Below are 19880 nucleotides of genomic sequence, written 5' to 3'. Positions count from 1 at the left end.
GTTCCTACTGCTTCACGATGTCGGGGAGTTCCAGGAGGGAACTGATGGACCAGTCGGCGGCCGCCCGGACCTCGGGGTCGTCCGCCCACCAGTGGCCCCAGGGGCCACGCCGGATGTGGGCGGTGCGCAGGCCAGCGGCTCGCGCCGGGTGGATGTCGTTGGCCGGGTGGTCACCGACGTAGAGGGTCTCCTCGGCGAAACAGTCGGCTACTTCCAGCACCTGGTCGAAGAAGGCTCGTGCAGGCTTGGACACACCCCACTCACCCGACGTGACGACGAGGTCGGCAGGCAGGCTCAGCGCGCGCAGCAGGTCACCTGCCAGGGGGCTCTGGTTGCCCGCAACGATGACTCGTACTCCTGACGCGCGGAGAGCGGCCAGCGCCGGCCGGACGTCTTCATAGAGGTCGCTCTCATCGAGCCGCTCCCCGCGCCCCGCGGCTTCGCGCGCGGCGTATTCGGCGGAGATGTCGATGCCCGGGCGTAGGAGGCGAATCGCATCCGCGTTGTCCCGCCCGTCCACGACCACGGCACCCACCAGCGCGGAAAGGGTATGCCGGGGCACGCCCAGCCAGTCCGCCCATGCGGCCCAGTAGCGATCGTCTCGGGTGAGGGTCTCACCGATGTCCAGAACCACGGTCCGAATCATCCCGCCAGCGTACGGCCGTAGTCGGAAAGGGGTGTCTGCCCCGCGTCAGTACCCCAGGGCCTGTTCGGACCCACGGACGGGTGAGCCCCCTCTACCTCGGGGGAACGCATGACGGAGCGTGTCGGGATGTGCGACATCGAGGTCCACCGGTACGCCATGCTGCCCGGCGTACGGTCTGAGAGGTGCTGGAAAAGAGGTGCCGGAACTATGCCTTCGAGGCCCAGGGCAGGGAGATGGTCGCCACCCTCGTCCGGGTGCCCGAGCTCGATGGGACGTTCCTGGAGCTGGAGACCCTGGTTGAGGAGAAGGACGTGCCAAGAGCGCTTGCAGACATCCGCGAAACGCTCGCCGAGCTCGGCATCGGGGAAGCCGATCTGACACGCCAGCTGTACACCGATGCGGTGAAGGCGCGCCGCAATGGCGTTCTGGACGTATGAACTCGATCCAAAAGCAACATGTGATGGGCCGGTTGTGGTGCCGACGGGATTCGAACCCGCGGACAGGTGGGAGCAGGTCCGCCCCGTCCCCGTCAGTCGCCGTGGGGGGACCTCCGCCACGGCGATCGCAATGGACCGCTCTGCCACGGCACCACAACCTGCGGGAGTGCGCACTCCCGCTGCGCCCCAGGGTAGGCAGCCCGCCATCGGGAAACGACTGCTTTTCCCTGACACGGCTCGTGCCTCGCCTCGGGTGAGGTCAGCCCCTGTCAGCCGGCGGCCGCTGTCTCGCAGGAGCGCGTAGCGATCTGGGGCGTGCCTGGGCCGGGCTCGGCCCGGGCAGGACGCTTCCTCGTCTCTCTCTTTCTGTCCCGGCCCGTTCCTTTGGGGGTTTCCCGGCTGTCCTCGTTTTTCCGGGGCGGGACGGTCGGTCAAGGGTGGCCGCAGGCCATCGCGTAGCGACGCGACCGGAGGGAGCGCCCTTGAGGGACCGGCCCGACACGGAGAGACGATGGGACTGACGGGAAACCCCCAGGACAGCCATGACCCTGCCCCGCCGAAGCCCCCGCTCCCCCGCACCACCCCGACGCAGGGAGGTGGGTGGGCAGCCGCCGGCCCGGGGCGATGGGGCCGCGGGGGTGAAGGCACCGGGTGCGGGTGCTGGCGTACCCCCTACGGCTGGGGCTCGAAGTCCCAGTACGGCCTTGACCGTTGTTTCGCCGAGACCGTGTGGACGTGTTGGGGGCCCAGGGTGCGGGTGAGGCCCTTGATGCCCGCGTCCTCGTGTTTGCCCGCCTCCGTGTCCTCCCGTACGGACCGCAGGTCCGCGGCCAGGGCGATCTGCGCGCTCAGGGTCATCGGGTGGTCGGGGCCGAGGACCCGTTCGGCGGTGCGCAGGGTGTCCCGGCTGAGGTCGAGGGCGTCCTCCAGCCGACCGGTGATGTTGCGGTGGCCGGTGGCGTTGAGGGCGCAGCCCAGGGTCCAGGGGTGGCGGCTGCCGAGGGCTCCGCGCATGCCGACGAGGGCCTGTTCGGCGAGGGAGAGGCCTTCGGCGCGTTCGCCCTGGGCGCGCAGGACGAGGCCGAGGTTGCCGACGGTGCCGATGCTGTACGGGTGGGCGAGGCCGAGCTGCGACTGGTAGCCGCGGACGACGTCCTCGGAGATGCGGCGGGCCTCGCCGACGTCGCCGTACTCCCTGAGGTAGGTGGCGTAGTCGGAGGCGACCATGAGGGTCCAGGGGTAGTCGACACCGAAGACGCGGGTGGCGCGTTCCCAGACGGTACGCAGGCGCAGTCCCGCTCCGGGGATGTCGCCGGAGCGGCGCAGGCACAGGCCGAGGTTGTGTTCGGCGCGCAGGGTCTGCGGGTGGCCGAGTCCGAGGACCTGGGTGTTGAGTTTGACGCCTTGTTCCTGCCGGGTCTGGGCCTCGCGGTAGCGGCCCATGAGCCGCAGGCCCATGGCGCAGGCGATGCCGGAGGCGAGGGTGGAGATGTGCAGGGGCATCAGGACGCGTTCGCGGCGGCGCAGGGTGTCGAGGTCGAGGTCGTAGGCGTCCTGGTAGCGGCCGAGGAGGCGGTAGGTGGCGGCGAGGTTGTTCTGGGCGTCGAGGGTGGTGGAGTCGTCCTCGCCGAGGAGTTCGCGGTAGGTGCCCAGACAGTGTTCGAAGATCTCGCGGGCGGGTTCGAACTTGGCGATGCACAGCAGGACGCCGCCGTAGGCGCTGCGGGCGCGCAGGCTCTCCAGGTCCTGGTCGCCGCGTTCGCCGGTGAGCCGGTCGGCGACGGTCCGGGTGAGGGCTTCGGCGCGGCGGAACAGGCCGAGGTTGCGCAGCGAGTTGCCGTACTGGTAGCTGAGCTCGCGCACCTTGGGGTGGTCGTCGCCGAGCCGGGCGCGCCAGATCTGGTCGGTCTCCTCGCAGAGCCGCAGGCAGGTGCGGTATTCGCCGGCGAGGATCAGGTAGCGCAGGCAGTGCAGCAGGAAGTTCTGGATGCGCGGGTTGCTGCTGGTGAGGACGCCGGAGGTGGTGAGGTGGGGGACGAGTTCGGCGTAGCGGGGCCACAGGCGGGAGTCGGCGGGCCGGCCGGGGTCGGCTGCGGCGAGGACCTGGCGGACGGCGCGGGCCAGGGGCTCGGCTTCTTCCTCGGAGAGGTTGTCGCGGACGATGCCGTGGACCATGCGGTGGAGTTGTACGGTCTCCAGTCCGCCTCCGCCTTCCTCCACCGCGAGGTCGGAGTACTCCAGCCGTACGACGGAGAACTGGACGAGTTTGTTGAGGGCGCCGTTCCACCGGATCTGGTCGTTGATGAGCCCGGCGAGCTGTTCGGGTACGTCGTCGGCGGGGAATTCGCGCAGCAGCCGCAGCGGTACGGGGCCGGGCGCGAAGAAGACGAACAGGCGCAACAGGGCGAGGGCGTCGGGGAAGTTCTCGCGGACGTTGTTGAGCAGTATGGCGAGGGCCGTGGGGAAGGGCAGCGGGTAGTCCTCGGAGAGGGTGACGGCCCCGTGGGAGTCCATGCGGCGCTGGAGCAGGGCGAGGTAGTCGCCGACGGGCAGGGGTGAGTCGGCGAGCCAGCCGGCGGTCTGGTCGAGGGCGAGCGGGTAGTCCTCCAGGGCTTCGGCGAGCCGGTCGGCCTCGGCGGCGGTGAGGCGCAGGGCGCGGCGGCGGATGAAGGTGATGGATTCGGGGCGGGCGTAGAGGGGGACCTCGACGAGGCTGGTGTGGCGGGCGGCCCATTCGCGGTTGCGGGAGGTGATGATGACGTCGCCGGCGCCGCCGGAGGGCAGCAGGTCGATGAGGTCGTCGGGGTTGTCGCAGCCGTCGAAGACCATCAGCCAGCGGCCGTACGGGGTGCCGCGGCGCAGCGCTTCGAGGACGGCCCGGATCTGCTCTCCGTAGCTTCCGGCGCCGCGGGGCAGTCCGAGGGCGGGGGCGAGGTCGGCGAGGCGTTCGCGGAGGGTGGGCCGGTCCTCGGCGGGGACCCACCAGACAACGTCGTACTCGGAGGCGAAGCGGTAGGCGTATTCGGTGGCGACCTGGGTCTTGCCGACGCCGGAGAGTCCGAGAAGGGTGACGGTGGAGGCGCCGGACGGGGCTTCGGCGAGGGCCTGGCGCAGGGTGCCGATGACGTCGTTGCGGCCGGTGAAGCGCGGGTTGCGGCGGGGTACGCGGCCCCAGATCTCGGGCGGGTCGTTGGGGAAGCGGGGTCCGCGTCGGCCGGTTTCGGTACCGATGCGGTCGGTGGGGAGTTCGAGGCGGCGCAGGACGCGGTATTCGGCTTCGTAGGCGTCCAGGCCCCACAGGTCGGTCTTCTCCAGTGCGGCGACGGCGCTCGGGAGGGGGGCGTCGGTGAGGCAGACGGCGGCGAAGCGGTCCGGGTGGTCGTCGGTGACGGTGCGCAGGGCGGAGTTCCACTCCTCGTCGGTGTGGGTGCCGGCGGAGAAGAAGCGTTCGCTGAGGACGAGGAGGACCCGGCTGCCGGAGCGGGCGAGGTCGTCGAGGGCGGGGGTGAGGCCGGGGCCGTTCTGCGGGTCCCAGCGCTGGAGGGCGACGCGGTGGCCGTGTTCCTCCAGCCGGTGTGCGATCCAGACGGCCCAGGGGCGGTTGAACCCGGCGAAGCTGATGACGAATCGCTGGGGGTGCTGTGCCTGGTGGGGTGGTTGCGGCTGCTGCGCCGCCGCGTCGCGGTCCTGCCGGCTACCGGTGGTCATGCGGCCGTCTCCCTGGGCTGCGGGCGGTGGACGGGACTGAAAAGGTACCGCAGCGGACGTTCCGTCAGACCTGGGTGAACGGGGCGAGTTCGGGGTGCTTCTCGCACCAGGCGCGGCGCTCCCGGTCGACGGCGCGGCGGGCGGCCGCGTGCTGGTCGCCGGGCGGGGGGAGCTCGTCCATGGCGCGCTCGGCGGCGGCCATGGAGTCGGTGAACTCCCGTCCTGCGGGGGTCAGTCGTTCGTCGGTATGCAGGGCGGGCAGGACGGCCGCGACCTGGGCCCGGATGCGGGCGTGCTGGGCCCAGGCCCCGCGGGCGCCGTAGAGGGCCGCGCGCTGCCAGTAGCCGGCGAGGGCGAGGTGGGCGTAGGTCCCGTGGAGGAGGCCTTCGAGGGGGCGGGGGTCGCTGCGCCAGGGTGCCCAGTGGCGGGCCGTACGGTCGGCGGTGTGCAGGGTGAGCACGTCGGAGAGGGCGGTGAGCTTGCCGTGCTGGACCTCGTGGACGAGGGTCGCGGCGAGGGCGGGCGGGGCCTGGGTGCGGGCGAGTACGGAGCCGGCGGCCGCGGGGAGGGTGGCGCCGTGGGAGCGGGAGGCGCCGCCCAGCGGGACGACGGAGCGCAGGAGTTGGAGGGTCTCCTCGGCGCGGGCGGTGTTGTAGCGCCGGAGCAGGGTGAGGGCGCCGGACCACTGGGTGTCCCACCGCTTGTGTCCCTTGGGGGTGAGTCGACGGGCGGGGCGCAGGGGGGCGGGCCGGGCGGGTCCGGGGGCCCGGTAGGGGTCGAGGTCGTCGAGGGCGGTGCGGCCGCCGGGGAGGGCGTGCAGGGGGAGGGTGGCGGGGTCGTCGGGGTCCCAGGAACGTTCGGTGAGGGCCAGCGGGCCGGGGCGGCCGGGGCGCAGCACGCCGAGGGTGGGCAGGACGAGGCGGCCGTGCAGGGGGCGCAGGGTGTGGGTGAAGGAGATGCCGGCGCGCAGGGCGGCGGCCGCGGCGAGGGCCCCGAGGTGTGCGAGGTCGGCCGGGGGTCCGTAGGGGGCGTGCAGACGGCGCAGGGTCTCCTCGGCCCACACTCCGGTGGCCGGGTAGTGCAGTACGTCGCGGACGGCGCCGGGGTCGTGCCGCTCGGCCTCCTCCAGCAGGGCCCAGTGGTCGGCGGTCGCGCCGGAGCGGCCGCCGGGGGCGGCGTCGAGGACCGCGCGCAGGAGGACCAGGCGTTTGGAGCGGCGTACGTCGCGGACCAGGCGGGTGCCCTCGGCGCAGGGTTCGGTGGTGGCGAGGGCCCGCAGGGTGCGGGTGGGGACGGTGAAGGCGGTGAGGGCGGCGGTCATGAGGCGGCTGCCGGGGGCCGGACGGCGGCGGTGGGCCGGTGGCGGACGTCGGCGGCACGGGGCACGTCGGCGGCGCGCGGGACGTCGGCGGCGCGGCGGAGGGCGGTGGCGACGTGCCGGATGAGGACCTGGAGGTCGGCGCAGTACACGGACGGCTGGCGGAAGCCCTCGCCGGCGCGGTAGCGGTGCGGGTAGTGGCCGCCTCCGCACACCTGGACCAGTTCGCAGCCGCGGCAGGCGGGGGCGAGGGCGTCGCGTCCGAGCTGGCGGGCTGCGAAGCCGGGGTGGTCGAGGAGCTGGTCGAAGCTGTGGGTGTCGAGGGCCATGCCGGTGGCGGCGGCCCCCTCGTACGCGGATTTCAGCGAATCGGCCTGTTCGATGGAGCCGTCGGTCTCGATGACGGCGGTGGCGGCGGGCGCGAGCCCGAGGGTCTCGGTGGTGGTGGGCAGGCCGAGGAGCAGGGCGATGATCTCCTCGAAGAGCCGGATGCGGGTGCGGCGGGCGCCGTCGTGCCACCAGCGTTCGAAGACGGCGAGGAGCCAGTCGGCGTACGGGGTGCGGCCGGGGTGGTGGCCGGGGGGCGGGGCGCTCCAGTTGGCGAGCGGCAGGAGCAGGCCGAGGGCGGGCGGGGCGAAGGCGAGCAGGGACTCGTAGGTCTCCACGGGGTCCTGGTCGAGGTCGACGACGCAGAGGACTCCGGCGTAGCTGTCGGGGTGGCGGGCCAGCAGGCGCAGGCCGCGGGCGGCGGCGCCGAAGCCGGGGCGTCCGGTGTGGTCGACGCGGCGGGCGTTGTGGGCGGGCAGGCCGCCGTCGAGGCTGACGCCGACGCGGATGCCGGCGGAGGCCAGGGCGGTGAGCCGGCCGCGGGTGAGGAGGGTGCCGTTGGTCTGGACGGTGGCGGTGACGCGCGTGTGCGGGGCCGTGGCGGCGAGGGCGGCGCGTACGGCCCGTACGGGGGCGGCGAGGTCGGCGGGGGCGGCGAGGAGGGGTTCGCCGCCGTGCAGGACCAGGTCGACCCGGGTCAGTGCGTGGGCGGCGGCGTGCTCGGCGATGCGCTGGGCGGCGCGGGTGGCGGTGGCGGCGGTCATGGCGGCGGGCTGGCCGCGCCAGCCCTGGTCTGCCATGGCGTAGACGTAGCAGTAGGTGCAGGCGAGGTTGCAGCGGCTGCGGGTCTTGAGCACGAACTGGCGGATGGGGCGCGGCCGGTGCCCGTCCGCCCGCGCGGCGCGGACGTCGAGCCGGGCGTACGGCCACGGCGCGTACCGAACGTGCCGCGCGAGCCCACCGGGGTCCTGCGGGCGCGGGGCGGAGTCCGGGCGGGGGGCGGGCTCCGGGCCGAGGGCCGGTTCCGGGCGGCGCCCGGGCGCAGGGCGCGGTACGGGTTCCTGCCGGGGCCCGGGCGCAAGGCGGGATGCGGGTTCCGGGCTCCGCGCGGAGTCCGGGCGGAGGGCGAGTGCCGGACCTGGGGCCGGTTCCGGGCCCGGGGCGGGGCCTGGCCTGGGCCCGGAGTCCGCCGAGGCCGGGGTGCCGGGGGCAGGCTCGGGTGGTGGTCCGTCGGCGGGGGTGGACCGGGCGGGTTCTTCACGGCTCGTCGTGGTTCGTGGCGGGGGCCCGGGCGAGGGGGGCGGGGCGTCGTCCGTGGGTCGTCCCATCGCCGCGCTCCCTCCCCGCCTCCGCCGGGGGCGCCCCGGCGAACGGTGCATCCCTGCCCCCGGCACCGTCCCGGCTAACGGCGGAAAGTGGTCAACCCGGTTCGGCCGGGCCGGTGTTCGCCGCAGCCCATGGGGCGGCGGGGCGAACCCGTGCGCGGGGGTCAGGCCACGCTGGAGTCGAAGGCGTTGAGGATCTCCGCCGGGTGGGTCACCCGCTCCACCAGGCCCTCGATCACCTCGGCCAATACGGGGTGGTCGATGCCGCGCAGGGCGGCCAGGTCCAGGCCGGAGAGGTCCGGCAGCCGCCCGGAGCAGGCCGGGGCGGCCGGGTCCGCGTCCTGACGTTTGGTCACCATGTGCCGCCGCTCCCCCAGTCGCGTCGCATTCCGGACGGTCCCCTGCCTCTTCCCTCCGGCCGGTACGCGGAAACGGTCCCGCGCGACGGCCGCCGCACCACCCCCGCTCCGCTCACCTTCCCGTCTCCAGCGCCCGTACCCGCGCGCGGAGTCCCGCGGAGCGCCCGTCGGGGTCCGCGCCGATCCGCTTCCACAGCTGGAGGGCCGCGCGGTACTCCTCCAGCGCGGCCCGCGGCCGCGCGAGCCGTTCCAGGACCGCCCCGCGGGACTCCTGCACGCGGGCGGCGAGCCGCAGCGCGGTGTCCTCCCTGCCGGGGAGCCCGCCGTGGCCGCCGGGGCCGGACCGGTCGTCGCGGCCCTCGTGGTCGTCGCGGCCCTCCCGGTCGGCCTCCAGGGCGGCCCGCCAGGCCAGCCGGTAGGACTCCGCGGCCCGGTCGAGCCGGTCCGCGGCACGGGTGTGGCCGTGGATCTCCTGCTGGACGTCCCCGTGGTCGCGCCAGGCGCGGGCCCGCTCCAGGGGGCCGCGGCTGTGCCGGACGGCGAGTTCCAGGAGGTGCTCCGCCTCGCGCAGGTCCACCGCGTCGTGCTCGTAGGCGTGCCGCAGCCGCAGGCCCGCGGCGAGCCGTACGAGCCGGTGGGCGGCCCCGGGGTCGGACTGCGGCACCGCCGCCCGGCTCTCCCGCAGGATGCGCACGGCCGCTCCGGTGAACCGCCGTCCGCCGACGGCCCGCGCCCGTTCCAGGAGCACCTCGCCCCATTCGGGGAGGAGTTCCGCGAAGGCCTCTCCGTCGCGGGGCAGCAGCCTGCGGGCGCGCCCGTAGGCCTCGGCGGCGTCCTCCAGGGCGGCCGGGTCGGCGTCGCGGACGTACCTCTCGCGGTGGGTGCGGCCCAGGCAGACCAGGGCCGCCACCCGCAGCTCGGGGTCCGCGACGGTCTCCTCCAGGGCCGCGTCGAGGTGTCCGGCGGCCTCGTCCAGCCGTGCGGGCAGGTGCCGCAGGGCGTCCGCGAGGTCCACCCGGACCCGCGCGGCCGCGGCGCCGCCGCGACCGGGCCCGGAGTGCGGGGCGGCGGACGGGGTGGAGGCCAGGACCGCCGACAGGCGGGCCGCCGCCTGCTCGGCCAGGGCCGTGCGCTCGGCCGCTTCGGGGGTGCGGGGCAGCAGCGCCAGCAGGACACGGGCCAGCGCCAGTTGCACCTCCGGGTGCGTCTCGGCGGCCGCCCCGTCCGGCGGGCCACCGGGGCCGCCCGCACCGGCGCCGCCCGCACCCTGGCCGCCCGGGCCGGGGTCGGCGGCGGCGGAGTCGGCCCGGCCGGGAGCGGCCGGACCAGGAACACCCCGGCCGGGAGCGGCCGGACCCGGAGCAACAAGACCCGGAGCGGCCGGCCCGGCCTCGGCGGCGTCGGAGTCCGCCGCGTGGTGCGCGGCCGCGCCGGGGACCGCGCCCGCCAGGGGCTCCAGGGCGGCGCGGGCCTCGCGGAGCGCCCCCGTGTCGTCGCGCAGCCCGCTGAGCCGGATCAGGGTCTCGGCCCGCCGGACCGTGCAGTCCCTGCGCAGTCCCGCGTCGCCGGCGGCTGCGGCGGCCGTGGCCGCCGCGGCGAACTCCCGGTCGGCGGCGGCCAGCAGCTCCGGGTCCGGTCCGGAGGCGAGGGCCCGTTCGTACAGCACCCGGCCGCGGACGGCCACGGCCGGGGCGGTCCGCAGCCCGGACACGGCCCGTTCGGCCTCGGCGAGCAGCTCGGGGTCGCGCCGGGCGGTCCACAGCCGCAGCAGTGCCCCCGCCAGTTCGGTCTCGGCCTCCTCCGGCGGGTCGCCGGGGCCCGCGGGGGCGGTGACGACCCTGCGCAGCACGGCCACGGCCTCGTGCAGGGCGCGTGCCCCGGCGTCGCCGTCCGCGTCCGCGTCGGCGTCGGCGAGGCGGTCCCGGGCCGTGCGCAGGGCCCCGGATCTGGCGGGTGCGGCGGCGGGCGGCACGGTGGCGGGCCGCGGCGCCGACGGCTCCTGCGGCATCCCCGGCAGGTAGCGGCGGACGACTTTGGCCGAAACCTGTGCGAAGGCCTGCGGGAGCCGCCCTTCCGGCGCCCCCTCCGGTGCCCCCCGCGCGTCGTCCCCGGGTCCGGCGGCGGGCGGCTGGGCGGCGGGCGGCTGGGCGGCGGCCGTGCCGGTCAGCTGGGCCACGGCGAGCGCGGGGAAGTTGCGTACGCCCGCGCCGAAGTGCGCCCGGACGTATTCCGAGCAGTGCTTGAGGACCAGCGCGGCGTCGTCGCGTCCCAGCGGCCCCAGGAGGACGTCCTGCACCCCGGGGACGAACGCGTACCAGTGCCCGGGGCCGGAGGCGCTGCGCCGCAGCAGCCCGCTGAGCAGCACCTCGGCCAGGTCCGAGGGCTCCGAGTCGGGCAGCATCGTGCGCTGGACCAGACGCATGACGGGCAGGGTCAGCGGGGCCGCCGACAGGTACACGGCGAGCTGTACGGCGCGTGGCGCGGCCGAGGAGCGGAAGCGCGCGACGAGTTCGCGGGGCGGGCGGACCACGCGCGGTGGCGGCAGGGGTGCGGCCGGGTGGTCGGGCAGGACGCGTCCCACCTCGGCCGGGACGGGTCCGGTGCCGAGGCCGGCGACGAGCCGGGCCCAGGTGCCGAGGGCGGCCGGGCTGGGCGGCAGCACGGGCACGGCGATCCCGCCGTCGGGCCGGCCGGGCGGCGGGGGCCGGTCGGGGCGGAAGCGGAGGCGGTGTCCGCCGCCGTCGGGCCGGGCGAGGGTGCCGCGTTCGGTGGGCAGCCAGCTGCGGCCCCACAGCCGCTGCGGCAGGGGCTGGACGACCATGCACGGGGTGCACTCGGCCCAGCGGTGCAGCAGCCGCTGGGCGGTTCCCTCGCGCCACAGCGGGCCGGCGCAGTCGGAGACGACCATGGTCAGGGCCCGGCCGGTGGGGTCCCTCAGCTGGTCCCCGGAACGCGTCCCGGTGGCCGGGTGGGGGCTGCGCCCGAGGGCGACCGTGCCGTCGGCGAGGCGGTGGAGGTAGTGCACCTGGACGTCGCGGAAGGCGCCGAGCCGCTCGCACACGGAGCGCAGTTCCTCGAACATGTCCTGCCAGACGGCCATCGAGGGCGAGGCGTCCATGACGAGCCGTACGGTCGCCTCGCGCCGGTTGTCCGGGCGGAGTACGGGGATGACCAGGCCGAGGGCGCGGGCGCTGGCCTCGGCGGTGGCGGGTTCGTCGAGCACGAGCCGGACGGGCGGGGCCGGCGGGCGGTGCCGCTGGAGGGCGCGCAGGGCCCGCTGGATGTCCAGGATGCGGGGCAGCGCCGTGGCGCCGGGCACCCGTACGGGGACCCCGTACTCCTCGGGCGTCTGCGGCGGGACGCCGTCGCCGGGCCCGTCGGGGTGGTGTTCCCCGGGCGCGTAGAGCCGTACGGGGTCCTCGGCCTCGGCTTCCGGGCGGGCGGGGTCGGCCGGTTCCGCCGCGGGTTCCCCGGGCTGCCCGCCCGGTTCGGGGTCCCGGTCCGCCGGGGCGGGCGGGCCGGGGCCCCGGATGTGGCCGGCGAGCCAGAGCGCGTCGGCGAGTTCCTCGGCGGACGGGTCGAGGCCGGCGCCGCGCAGCAGGGCGGCCAGGTCACGCACGGGGGCGGCGGGCGAGGGCGGTGCGCCGCGGGGCGGTGGCACGGCGGGGGGTGGTGCGGCGGGGTCGGGTACGGCGGGCGGGGTGGCGGGATCGGGCACGGCGGGTCACCTCGGGCGGTCGAGGCGCTGGATGAGCAGGTCCGCGAGGTCCTCCCGGGTCGGCGGGGAGGCGTAGTGGGTGAGGTACACGGCGTTGAGGAGCTGGTCGGCGGCGACCAGCTCGGACTGGGAGCGGCTGAGGAACTCCCGGATCAGGTCGGCGCCGAGGCGGGCGGCCTCCTCGCCGAGGTGGGCGCGGACCATGGTGGCGAGGCGCTTCTCGCCGGGCTGGCCGAGACCCAGCTGGATGCAGCGGCGCAACAGGGCGGCCGGGAAGTCCCGTTCGCCGTTGCTGGTCAGGATGATGAAGGGGAAGGCGCGGCAGCGGATCCGGCCGCCGCGGACGGTCACCTTGGTCCCGTCGTCGGTGAGGACCTGCACCTCGGGTTCGGTGTCGGCGACGCGTTCCAGCTCGGGGAGGGTGAACTCGCCCTCCTCCAGGACGTTCAGGAGGTCGTTGGGCAGGTCGATGTCGCTCTTGTCGAGTTCGTCGACGAGGAGGACGCGGGGGCGGGCGGAGGGCAGCAGGGCGGTGCCGAGCGGCCCGAGCCGGATGTACTTGCCGATGCCGGGCACCCCGCCGGGTGTCGCGGCGGCGGGTCCGGCGCCGCCGGCCGCGAGCTGTACGTCCTGGAGCCGGGCCAGGGCGTCGTAGCGGTACAGGCCGTCCTGGAGGACCGTCCGCGAGACCACGGGCCAGCGCAGGACCCGGCCCAGTCTGAGCTCGTGGGCCACGGAGTGGGCGAGGGTGGACTTGCCGGTGCCGGGGAGGCCGGTGACGAGGAGGGGCCGGCGCAGGTAGAGGGCCGCGTTGATGGCCTCCAGTTCCTCGGGCTCCGGGCGGTGCAGCGCGGCGGCCTGCCGGTGCGCCCCGAGCCGGCGGGCCACGTTCCCCTCGGCGGCGGCCGCGGCGGCGCCCGGTTCGGTCACGGGTCCGCCGTCGAAGTCCCGCCAGGGCGGCGGGTCGGGCAGGGCGTCGATGCCGTCGTGGGGTTCACCGGCCCCGCGGTAGATGAGCCATTCGTCGTTCATGGTGCGTGCTCCCTCCCTCGCCTCGGCCGGCCCGGATCGGCCGGCCGGCGTCCCCCGGGCCGGGCCCGGTCGTGTCCGGCCGCCGGTGTTCGCACCCGGCCCGGCACCCGTTCGCCACGGCCCGTCGGCCCTTGCCCGTCCCGCGGGCCGTCACCCGTCTCCCCTCACCCGCCGTCCGTCACCTGCCACCTGCCACCTGCCACCTGCCACCTGCCACCTGCCACCTGCCAACCGTGACCCATCACCCTTCACCCGTCATCCGCCGCCCGTCCCGGACCCCGTCCCCGGGGGCGCCCGTCACAGGTCCCCGTGCAGCGGCTCGACGTCCGGCAGCGGGCGGGCCGGGTCCTCCCACACCAGCCCGGTGCCGGCGGCCCAGTAGGCGTCGGGGTCCGCCCCGTACGCCCGGCCGCGCAGGGTCTGCAGCCGTACCGGGAGCACCTCCGCCCGCCCCGCGTCGGCCAGTTCCTCCCGGAGGCCGCGGTGGAACGGCGCGCACGAGCCGCCCGGTTCGGGGGGCCTGCGGGTCACGGCCACCCCGTACCCGGCGTCCCGCACCGCGTGCAGGGCGCCCAGGGTCGGTTCCTGGTCGGCCGCCCGGCAGTGCACCGGAACCGTGTTGTCGGGCAGGGCGGCGAGCCATGCGGCGGCGGGGGCCCGGGGGCGTCCGCCCGCGCAGTCGGCCCGTTCGTCCTGGAGCGGTCCCGTCTGGACCCGGGCCCAGCGGGCGGCCGCGGCGGAGGCCTCGTGGTCGGCGGGGTGCGCGCCGGCGAGGCCGGGACGCGTCCCCGGCCCGCCCGGGTGGCGCAGCACCACCGGCCGCTGCACGCCCAGCGGTACGCCGCCGGTCACCACCCACTCGTCGACCCCGAGGCCGAACAGCTCCGGGGCGACCGCGACTTCGAGCAGGGCCGCCGCCTCGTGGGTGTCGCACCGCCTGAAGGCCTCGGCGAGCGGGACCCCGAGGTGTTCCGGCAGGGCCGCCACGGTCGCCCGTACGCCCGAGTCCACCGGGGTCACCCGGCCGGGGTGGGCCGGTCCGGCGAGGACGGAGACCCGCCAGTCGTAGAGGTTCTCCCAGCCGTGCGCCCACACCTCCAGCAGTACCGAGGCCCCGGGCGGCAGGCCGCCGGACCGCCGCGGAGCGCCCTGGAGGATCCGGCCGGCCGAGGCGCGGCGGCGGCGCTCGCGCTCCGCGAGGCCCCGCTCGTGGCGTTCGCCGAGCTCGCGGCGCAGCGGGCGCCACAGCCGTTCGGCGGTGGCCCGTACCCAGTCCCACAGTTCCTCGTCGGCTCCTGGTGCCGGCGGTTCGCGGTGGTCGGCGACGCTGACGTCGGTGGCGTAGCGGAGCATCGCCGCCGCCTCGCCGGTGCCGGCCGGCGGGTCGTGGAGCAGGCCGAGGCCGTCGCGCCAGCTGAGCGGGGCGGGGGGCTGCGGGTCGGGCTCCTCTCCGCGTGCGGCCTCGACCAGGGCGCGGACGACCTCGGAGGAGCCGGGCGGGGGCAGTTCGGCGAGCAGGCCGCACAGGGTGGTGCGTTCGCCGGGGGTGAGCCGGCCGCGGCCGCCGTAGGGGTCGCGTTCCTCGGGCGGGAGTTCGCCGTGCACGTCGGTCCAGGTGCGGCGGTTGTCGAGGTCGCTGAGGTGCTGGTCGTAGTGGTGCAGGTCGTGGGCCTGCATGACCCGCCGGTAGAGGCCCACCTGGCCGCGGGCCGGCATGGGCAGGGTGCGCAGCTGCACGACGGAGACGGCCAGCCCGCCGCCGCCCGTGTGCCGCCGGGCCTTGACCACGCCGACGACCTCGCCGCGGGCCAGGTCCACGACGGGGCCGCCGGACATGCCGGGGTCGATCTCGTCGTCGTGGGCGAGCCGGATGGCGGCGCCCTGGCCCGCGGTGCCGCGCAGCCGGGTGGTGCGTCCGGTGATCTCGGGGGCGCCGAGGTCCTCGGTGCAGCCGAAGTAGGCGACCTCGTCGAAGCGCGGCCGGGAGCGGTCGGTGAGCCAGACGCAGGCGTGGGAGACGGGGGCCAGTACCCGGACGAGGGCGAGGTCGGGCAGGTCCCACAGGGCGTGCCGGGCGGGCCTGCGCTCCTCCAGGCGTTCGGGGAGTACGCATTCCACGCGCCCGGTGACGGTGCCGGTGACGGCTCCGTGTCCGCCGGGTCTGCCGGAGTGGAAGGTGATGCCGACCTCGCGGCCCGTCAGACGCACCGCGGCACCCCCTTCGCCGACCACGTGCGCGCACGTCAGGACCCAGCCGGGGGCGATGAAGAAACCGCTCCCCCACGTGGGACCGGTCCGAAGGCTGCCGGAGGTGTCATACCCGCGGGGCGGGGCGTGAACGCGTACCGTCGCGGCCTGGACGAGGGGTTCGAGGAGCTCGAAGGCGCGCGCCGTCCCGGTCGTGCGCCCGTCGGTCATCGGCACCCCCGCTCGTGAGGCGTCCAGGCTAGCGCCGCGGGTGCCGCGGGCGGGAGGTCGCGAAATCGCCGCGGACTATCCTGGCGGGAAACATTCCCCGCACATCCCCATCACGGCACGGAGCCCGACTTGTACTTCACCGATCGCGGCATCGAGGAGCTGGAGAAGCGGCGCGGCGAGGAGGAGGTCACCTTCGAGTGGCTCGCCGAGCAGCTGCGCACGTTCGTCGACCTGAACCCGGACTTCGAGGTCCCGGTGGAACGTCTGGCCACCTGGCTGGCCCGGCTGGACGACGAGGACGACGAGGACGAGTAGTCCCGTAGGCAAGGCGGCGCGGACGGGAGGCCCGTCCGGCGACGACGGAGGGGCCCGTCCGGCATCGCGGACGGGCCCCTCCGTGCGGGGGACGGGAAGGCTCAGGCGGCCTTGGTCTCCCAGAAGATGCGGTCGATCTCGGCGATGAGGTCGAGGGCCTTCTGGCCGGTCGCCGGGTCGTTCGACGCCTTGGCGGCCGAGAGGGCCTTCAGGGTGTCGTTGACCAGGGTGTGCAGCTGCGGGTACTTCTCGAAGTGCGGGGGCTTGAAGTAGTCGCTCCACAGCACCGAGACGTGGTGCTTGGCGAGCTCGGCGCGCTGCTCCTTGATGGTGATGGCGCGCGCGCGGAAGTCGGCGTCCTCGTTGGCCTGGTACTTCTCCTGGACGGCCTTCACGGACTCGGCCTCGATGCGGGCCTGGGCCGGGTCGTACACGCCGCACGGCAGGTCGCAGTGGGCCGAGACCTTCGCCTTGGGGGCGAAGAGACGGGAAAGCATGGGTCCTCCTCGTGATCGTCTTCTCAAGAGGGGAGATTACTCGCTGAAGGGCAGGTTTTCGCGGGCGCCCCCATGGGCTTGGGACAAAAGTCCAGGGTCGCGGCCGGACCGGTGAGCGAATGTACGGGGCGTTGGGGCAGCATGCGGGGGTGACGAGGAGGACGTGCATGGTGGACGGCGGGCGCCCGGGCAGGCGCTTCGGGCTCGTGGAGGTGACGGGGCCGTCGATGGTCCCGACCCTGCTGGACGGGGACACCCTGGTGGTGCGGTACGGGGGCGCCGTCCGGCCCGGTGACGTGGTGGTGCTGCGCCATCCCCTGCAGCAGGACCTGCTCGTGGTGAAGCGGGCGGTGGAGCGGCGGCCGGGCGGCCGCTGGTGGGTGCTGGGCGACAACCCGTACAACGAGACGGGTGACAGCACCGACTACGGGGCTGTGCCCGGCGAGCTGGTGCTGGCGACGGCCGTGCTGCGGCTGCGGCCGCGCGAGGCGGGTCAGCGTTCGCTGAGGGCCCGGCTGTCCTGGGCGGTGTCGGCGCTGCGGGTGCTGCGGGCGGACTCCTCGGCCTCCAGCCGTTTGCGGGCCCGGTAGGCGGCGACGTTGGCCCGGGTGGCGCAGCGGTCGGAGCAGTAGCGCCGGGAGCGGTTGGTGGAGGTGTCCAGGTAGGCGTTGCGGCAGGGTGCGGCCTGACAGAGGCCGAGGCGGTCGGGGCCGTGCTCGGTGAGGGCGAAGGCGAGGCCCATGGCGGCCATGGCGGCGTAGCCCGCGGACGCGTTCGAGGGGTGCTCGGCGAGGTGGATGTGCCAGTCGGGGCCGCCGTCGTCCTTGAGGGTCTCGTGGCCGGAGACCTGGGGGCTGACGGGGAACTCCATGAGGAGCGAGTTCAGCAGGTCGACGGCGAGGACGTGGTCGCCGCCGTCGGCGGCCTCGAAGACGGCGCGCAGGCGGCCGCGGACGTTGCGGAAGCGGGTGACGTCGCCGTCGTTGACGCGGCGGGCCATCTGCTGGCTGGCGCCGAACAGGGCGCGGACGGCGTCCACCGAGGTGAGCGTGTCCTTGTTGCGGGCCGGCTCCTCGGTGTTGACCAGGCGCACGGCGAAGTCCGAGTAATGGGCCAGTTCCACTTGTAGTCCTTACGGCTGCGGCTTAGTGTCTCTGGTAACGACTGAGACGTCTTCGAGGGTATTACGACTGGAGGGGTTCGGGATGACGGATACGACCGGGGCGACGGGCACGACCGACTGGCAGGCCTGGCAGGACAGCTGGGACCGCCAGCAGGAGTGGTACATGCCCGACCGCGAGGAGCGCTTCCGGGTGATGCTCGACATGGTCGAGGCACTGGTGGGCCCCGCTCCCCGGCTGCTGGACCTCGCGTGCGGTACGGGAAGTATTACGGACCGCGCCCTCAAGCGGTTCCCGGACGCCACGAGCACAGGCGTCGATCTCGACCCGGCCCTGCTCGCCATCGCCGCCGGCCACTTCGCGGGCGACGAGCGGGTCACGCTGGTCACCGCCGACCTCAAGGACCCGCACTGGCGCGCCCGCCTCCCCCACGACTCGTACGACGCGGTGCTGACCGCCACCGCCCTGCACTGGCTGCCGAGCACGGACCTGGCGGTCCTGTACGGGCAGCTCGCCCCGCTGGTCGCCCCGGGCGGGGTGTTCATGAACGCCGACCACATGCCCGACCCGGACACCCCCCGCATCGACGCCGCCGAGCACGCCCACCGGCACGCCGGCATGGACCGGGCGAAGGCGGCCGGGGCACTGGACTGGCGCGAGTGGTGGGCGCTGGCGGCCGCCGACCCGGTACTGGCGGAGCCGACCGCCCGCCGCTTCGCGATCTACGGCGAGCACGCCGACGGCGACACCCCCACCGAGGCCTGGCACGCCGCGACCCTGCGCGCCGCCGGCTTCGCCGAGGCCCGCACGGTCTGGCGTTCGCCCTCCGACGCCCTGGTCCTGGCCGTGAAATGACGCCCCGGTCCGGGCCGGTCGGCAGCCGCCCGGACCGAACGCCCGAGGGGCGGTACGGGGATCCCGTACCGCCCCTCGGGGCTCGCGCCGACTACAGCACCTTGGAGAGGAAGGCCTTCGTCCGGTCGTGCTGGGGGTTGCCCAGCACGTCACGGGGGTGGCCCGACTCGACGACCACGCCGCCGTCCATGAAGACGAGGTTGTCGCCGACCTCGCGGGCGAAGCCCATCTCGTGCGTGACCACGATCATGGTCATGCCCGATTCGGCCAGGTCCCGCATGACGTCCAGGACGTCGCCGACCAGCTCGGGGTCGAGCGCCGACGTGGGCTCGTCGAAGAGCATCAGCTTCGGCTCCATGGCGAGCGCGCGGGCGATCGCCACGCGCTGCTGCTGGCCGCCGGAGAGCTGGGAGGGGTAGTTCCCGCCCTTCTCGCCGAGGCCCACCCGGTCCAGGAGGCGGATGGCGCGCTCGCGCGCCACCGACTTGGACTCGCCCTTCACCATGACCGGGGCTTCCATCACGTTCTCGATGGCCGTCATGTGCGGGAAGAGGTTGAAGCGCTGGAAGACCATGCCGATGTCCCGGCGCTGCGCCGCGACCTCGCTGTCCTTCAGCTCGTAGAGCTTGTCGCCCTTCTGGCGGTAGCCGACGAGGTCCCCGTCGACGTACAGCCGTCCGGCGTTGATCTGCTCCAGGTGGTTGATGCACCGCAGGAAGGTCGACTTGCCGGAGCCGGACGGGCCGACCAGGCAGAAGACCTCACGCGGGGCGACCTCCAGGTCGATGCCCTTGAGGATGTGCGCCGCACCGTAGGACTTGTGGACGCCCTCGGCCTTCACCATGGCCGTCATCAGGCCACCGCCTTGCTGTTCGAGAAGCTGGACAGCTTCGCCTTGATCTTCTGCAGCGGCGTGGGCGGCAGGGTCCGGAGCGCGCCACGGGCGTAGCGGCGCTCCAGGTAGTACTGGCCGACGCTGAACACGCTGGTCAGCGCCAGGTACCAGATCGAGGCGACGAAGAACATCTCCATGACCGCGAACGAGGTGGACGCGATGTCCTGGGCCGCCCGCAGCAGGTCGAAGTACTGCACGGCGACGACGAGCGACGAGGTCTTGAGCATGTTGATGAACTCGTTGCCCGTCGGCGGCACGATCACCCGCATGGCCTGCGGCAGCACGACGCGGCGCATGGTCTGCGTCCGGGTCATGCCGAGTGCGTGCGAGGCCTCGGTCTGGCCCTCGTCGACCGACTGGATGCCGGCGCGGACGATCTCCGCCATGTACGCGCCCTCGTTGAGGCCGAGGCCCAGCAGGGCGGCCAGGAACGGCGTCATGACCTGGGTCATCTCGTCCTTGTAGAACCCGAGGTTCAGGATCGGGAAGATCAGGGCGAGGTTGAACCAGATGAGGAGCTGCACGTACACCGGGGTGCCGCGGAAGAGCCAGATGTAGAACCAGGCGATGGTGCTGGTCACCGGGTTCTTCGAGAGGCGCATGACGGCGAACAGGACGCCGAGCACCAGGCCGAGCGCCATGGCGGTGACGCTGATCCAGATGGTGTTGACGACACCGCGCAGGATCGACGGGTCGAACAGCTTCTCCGGAACGGTCGCCCAGCGCACGTTGCCCTGCGAGAAGGCGACGATCAGGGCCGCGACCAGGCCGATGACGACCACGGCACTGATCCAGCGGCCGTAGTGGCGGACCGGGATGGCACGGATCGCCTCGGGGGGGACGGAACCGGCCGGCGGGGTGTCCGCAGGACCCGGGTCCTTGTCGAGCTTGTCAGTCACAGTGACTGCC

15 protein-coding genes, 1 tRNA gene and 1 pseudogene are annotated in these 19880 nt (G+C 74.7%); 4 read left to right on the top strand and 13 right to left on the bottom strand.

The features are described from left to right. Window positions 1-4 precede the first annotated feature (4 nt). Window positions 5-646 (bottom strand): HAD family hydrolase, encoded by a 642-nt coding sequence (locus tag ACPU2J_RS22995; RefSeq protein WP_423833912.1) that lies wholly within the window; start codon window positions 644-646, stop codon window positions 5-7. A gap of 188 nt (window positions 647-834) precedes the next feature. Here ACPU2J_RS22995 and ACPU2J_RS22990 point away from each other — a divergent pair. After that, window positions 835-1083 (top strand): annotated as a pseudogene (locus ACPU2J_RS22990) (class IV adenylate cyclase); the annotation flags it as partial. A gap of 35 nt (window positions 1084-1118) precedes the next feature. Here the strand turns inward: ACPU2J_RS22990 and ACPU2J_RS22985 are convergent. The 8 genes from ACPU2J_RS22985 to ACPU2J_RS22950 form a co-directional block, all read right to left on the bottom strand. Continuing rightward, window positions 1119-1236: transfer RNA gene (locus tag ACPU2J_RS22985), tRNA-OTHER, on the bottom strand. A 519-nt stretch (window positions 1237-1755) separates the two neighbouring features. Then, complete coding sequence (gene fxsT, locus ACPU2J_RS22980; RefSeq protein WP_423833911.1) at window positions 1756-4791, bottom strand: FxSxx-COOH system tetratricopeptide repeat protein; 3036 nt, start codon at window positions 4789-4791, stop codon at window positions 1756-1758. A gap of 64 nt (window positions 4792-4855) precedes the next feature. After that, window positions 4856-6112, bottom strand: a complete 1257-nt coding sequence (locus ACPU2J_RS22975) for an HEXXH motif domain-containing protein (protein WP_423833910.1) — start codon at window positions 6110-6112, stop codon at window positions 4856-4858. Beyond that, window positions 6109-7293 carry an FxsB family cyclophane-forming radical SAM/SPASM peptide maturase gene (locus ACPU2J_RS22970; protein ID WP_423833909.1) on the bottom strand — a complete coding sequence of 395 codons (1185 nt, stop codon included), beginning with the start codon at window positions 7291-7293 and terminating at the stop codon, window positions 6109-6111. Before ACPU2J_RS22970 ends, ACPU2J_RS22975 begins: the two co-directional genes overlap by 4 nt. 632 nt (window positions 7294-7925) lie before the next feature. Further along, complete coding sequence (fxsA, locus tag ACPU2J_RS22965) at window positions 7926-8120, bottom strand: FxSxx-COOH cyclophane-containing RiPP peptide (protein ID WP_420079630.1); 195 nt, start codon at window positions 8118-8120, stop codon at window positions 7926-7928. Between the two features lie 112 nt (window positions 8121-8232). Next, window positions 8233-11838 (bottom strand): SAV_2336 N-terminal domain-related protein, encoded by a 3606-nt coding sequence (locus ACPU2J_RS22960; RefSeq protein WP_423833908.1) that lies wholly within the window; start codon window positions 11836-11838, stop codon window positions 8233-8235. Between the two features lie 6 nt (window positions 11839-11844). Next, complete coding sequence (locus tag ACPU2J_RS22955; RefSeq protein WP_361591407.1) at window positions 11845-12870, bottom strand: AAA family ATPase; 1026 nt, start codon at window positions 12868-12870, stop codon at window positions 11845-11847. Window positions 12871-13167: 297 nt separating this feature from the next. Continuing rightward, window positions 13168-15288, bottom strand: a complete 2121-nt coding sequence (locus ACPU2J_RS22950; protein WP_420079632.1) for a trypsin-like peptidase domain-containing protein — start codon at window positions 15286-15288, stop codon at window positions 13168-13170. A gap of 129 nt (window positions 15289-15417) precedes the next feature. Between ACPU2J_RS22950 and ACPU2J_RS22945 the strand changes: the two genes are divergently transcribed. Further along, the gene (locus ACPU2J_RS22945; RefSeq protein ID WP_010061466.1) at window positions 15418-15603 is read left to right on the top strand and encodes a DUF6104 family protein; all 186 of its coding nucleotides are present in this window, start codon (window positions 15418-15420) and stop codon (window positions 15601-15603) included. 101 nt (window positions 15604-15704) lie between these two features. Here ACPU2J_RS22945 and sodN read toward each other — a convergent pair whose 3' ends face one another. After that, window positions 15705-16100 carry a superoxide dismutase, Ni gene (gene sodN, locus ACPU2J_RS22940; RefSeq protein WP_048475438.1) on the bottom strand — a complete coding sequence of 132 codons (396 nt, stop codon included), beginning with the start codon at window positions 16098-16100 and terminating at the stop codon, window positions 15705-15707. A 167-nt stretch (window positions 16101-16267) separates the two neighbouring features. Here sodN and ACPU2J_RS22935 point away from each other — a divergent pair, with 167 nt between their 5' ends. Next, window positions 16268-16690 carry a S24 family peptidase gene (locus ACPU2J_RS22935; RefSeq protein WP_361591404.1) on the top strand — a complete coding sequence of 141 codons (423 nt, stop codon included), beginning with the start codon at window positions 16268-16270 and terminating at the stop codon, window positions 16688-16690. On the opposite strand, the gene ACPU2J_RS22930 is transcribed toward ACPU2J_RS22935, so the two are convergent. After that, window positions 16594-17223 (bottom strand): CGNR zinc finger domain-containing protein, encoded by a 630-nt coding sequence (locus ACPU2J_RS22930; RefSeq protein WP_361591402.1) that lies wholly within the window; start codon window positions 17221-17223, stop codon window positions 16594-16596. The two genes, ACPU2J_RS22935 and ACPU2J_RS22930, sit on opposite strands and share 97 nt — an antisense overlap. Window positions 17224-17305: 82 nt before the next feature. Between ACPU2J_RS22930 and ACPU2J_RS22925 the strand changes: the two genes are divergently transcribed. Then, a complete protein-coding gene (locus tag ACPU2J_RS22925; RefSeq protein ID WP_391341476.1) occupies window positions 17306-18076 on the top strand; it encodes a class I SAM-dependent methyltransferase in 771 nt (256 codons plus the stop codon). 91 nt (window positions 18077-18167) lie between these two features. On the opposite strand, the gene ACPU2J_RS22920 is transcribed toward ACPU2J_RS22925, so the two are convergent. Continuing rightward, window positions 18168-18929: an amino acid ABC transporter ATP-binding protein gene (locus ACPU2J_RS22920; RefSeq protein WP_361591398.1), complete on the bottom strand. Its 762-nt coding sequence runs from the start codon at window positions 18927-18929 to the stop codon at window positions 18168-18170. Next, window positions 18929-19870, bottom strand: coding sequence for an amino acid ABC transporter permease (locus tag ACPU2J_RS22915; protein WP_389068958.1), 942 nt, complete (start codon window positions 19868-19870; stop codon window positions 18929-18931). Before ACPU2J_RS22915 ends, ACPU2J_RS22920 begins: the two co-directional genes overlap by 1 nt. Window positions 19871-19880: the final 10 nt, after the last annotated feature.

The organism is Streptomyces manipurensis (assembly GCF_049570255.1).
GTDB classification, from domain to species: domain Bacteria; phylum Actinomycetota; class Actinomycetes; order Streptomycetales; family Streptomycetaceae; genus Streptomyces; species Streptomyces manipurensis.
The sequence above is the reverse complement of the archived record's forward strand: the minus strand, read 5'-3'. Positions and strand labels throughout refer to the sequence as shown.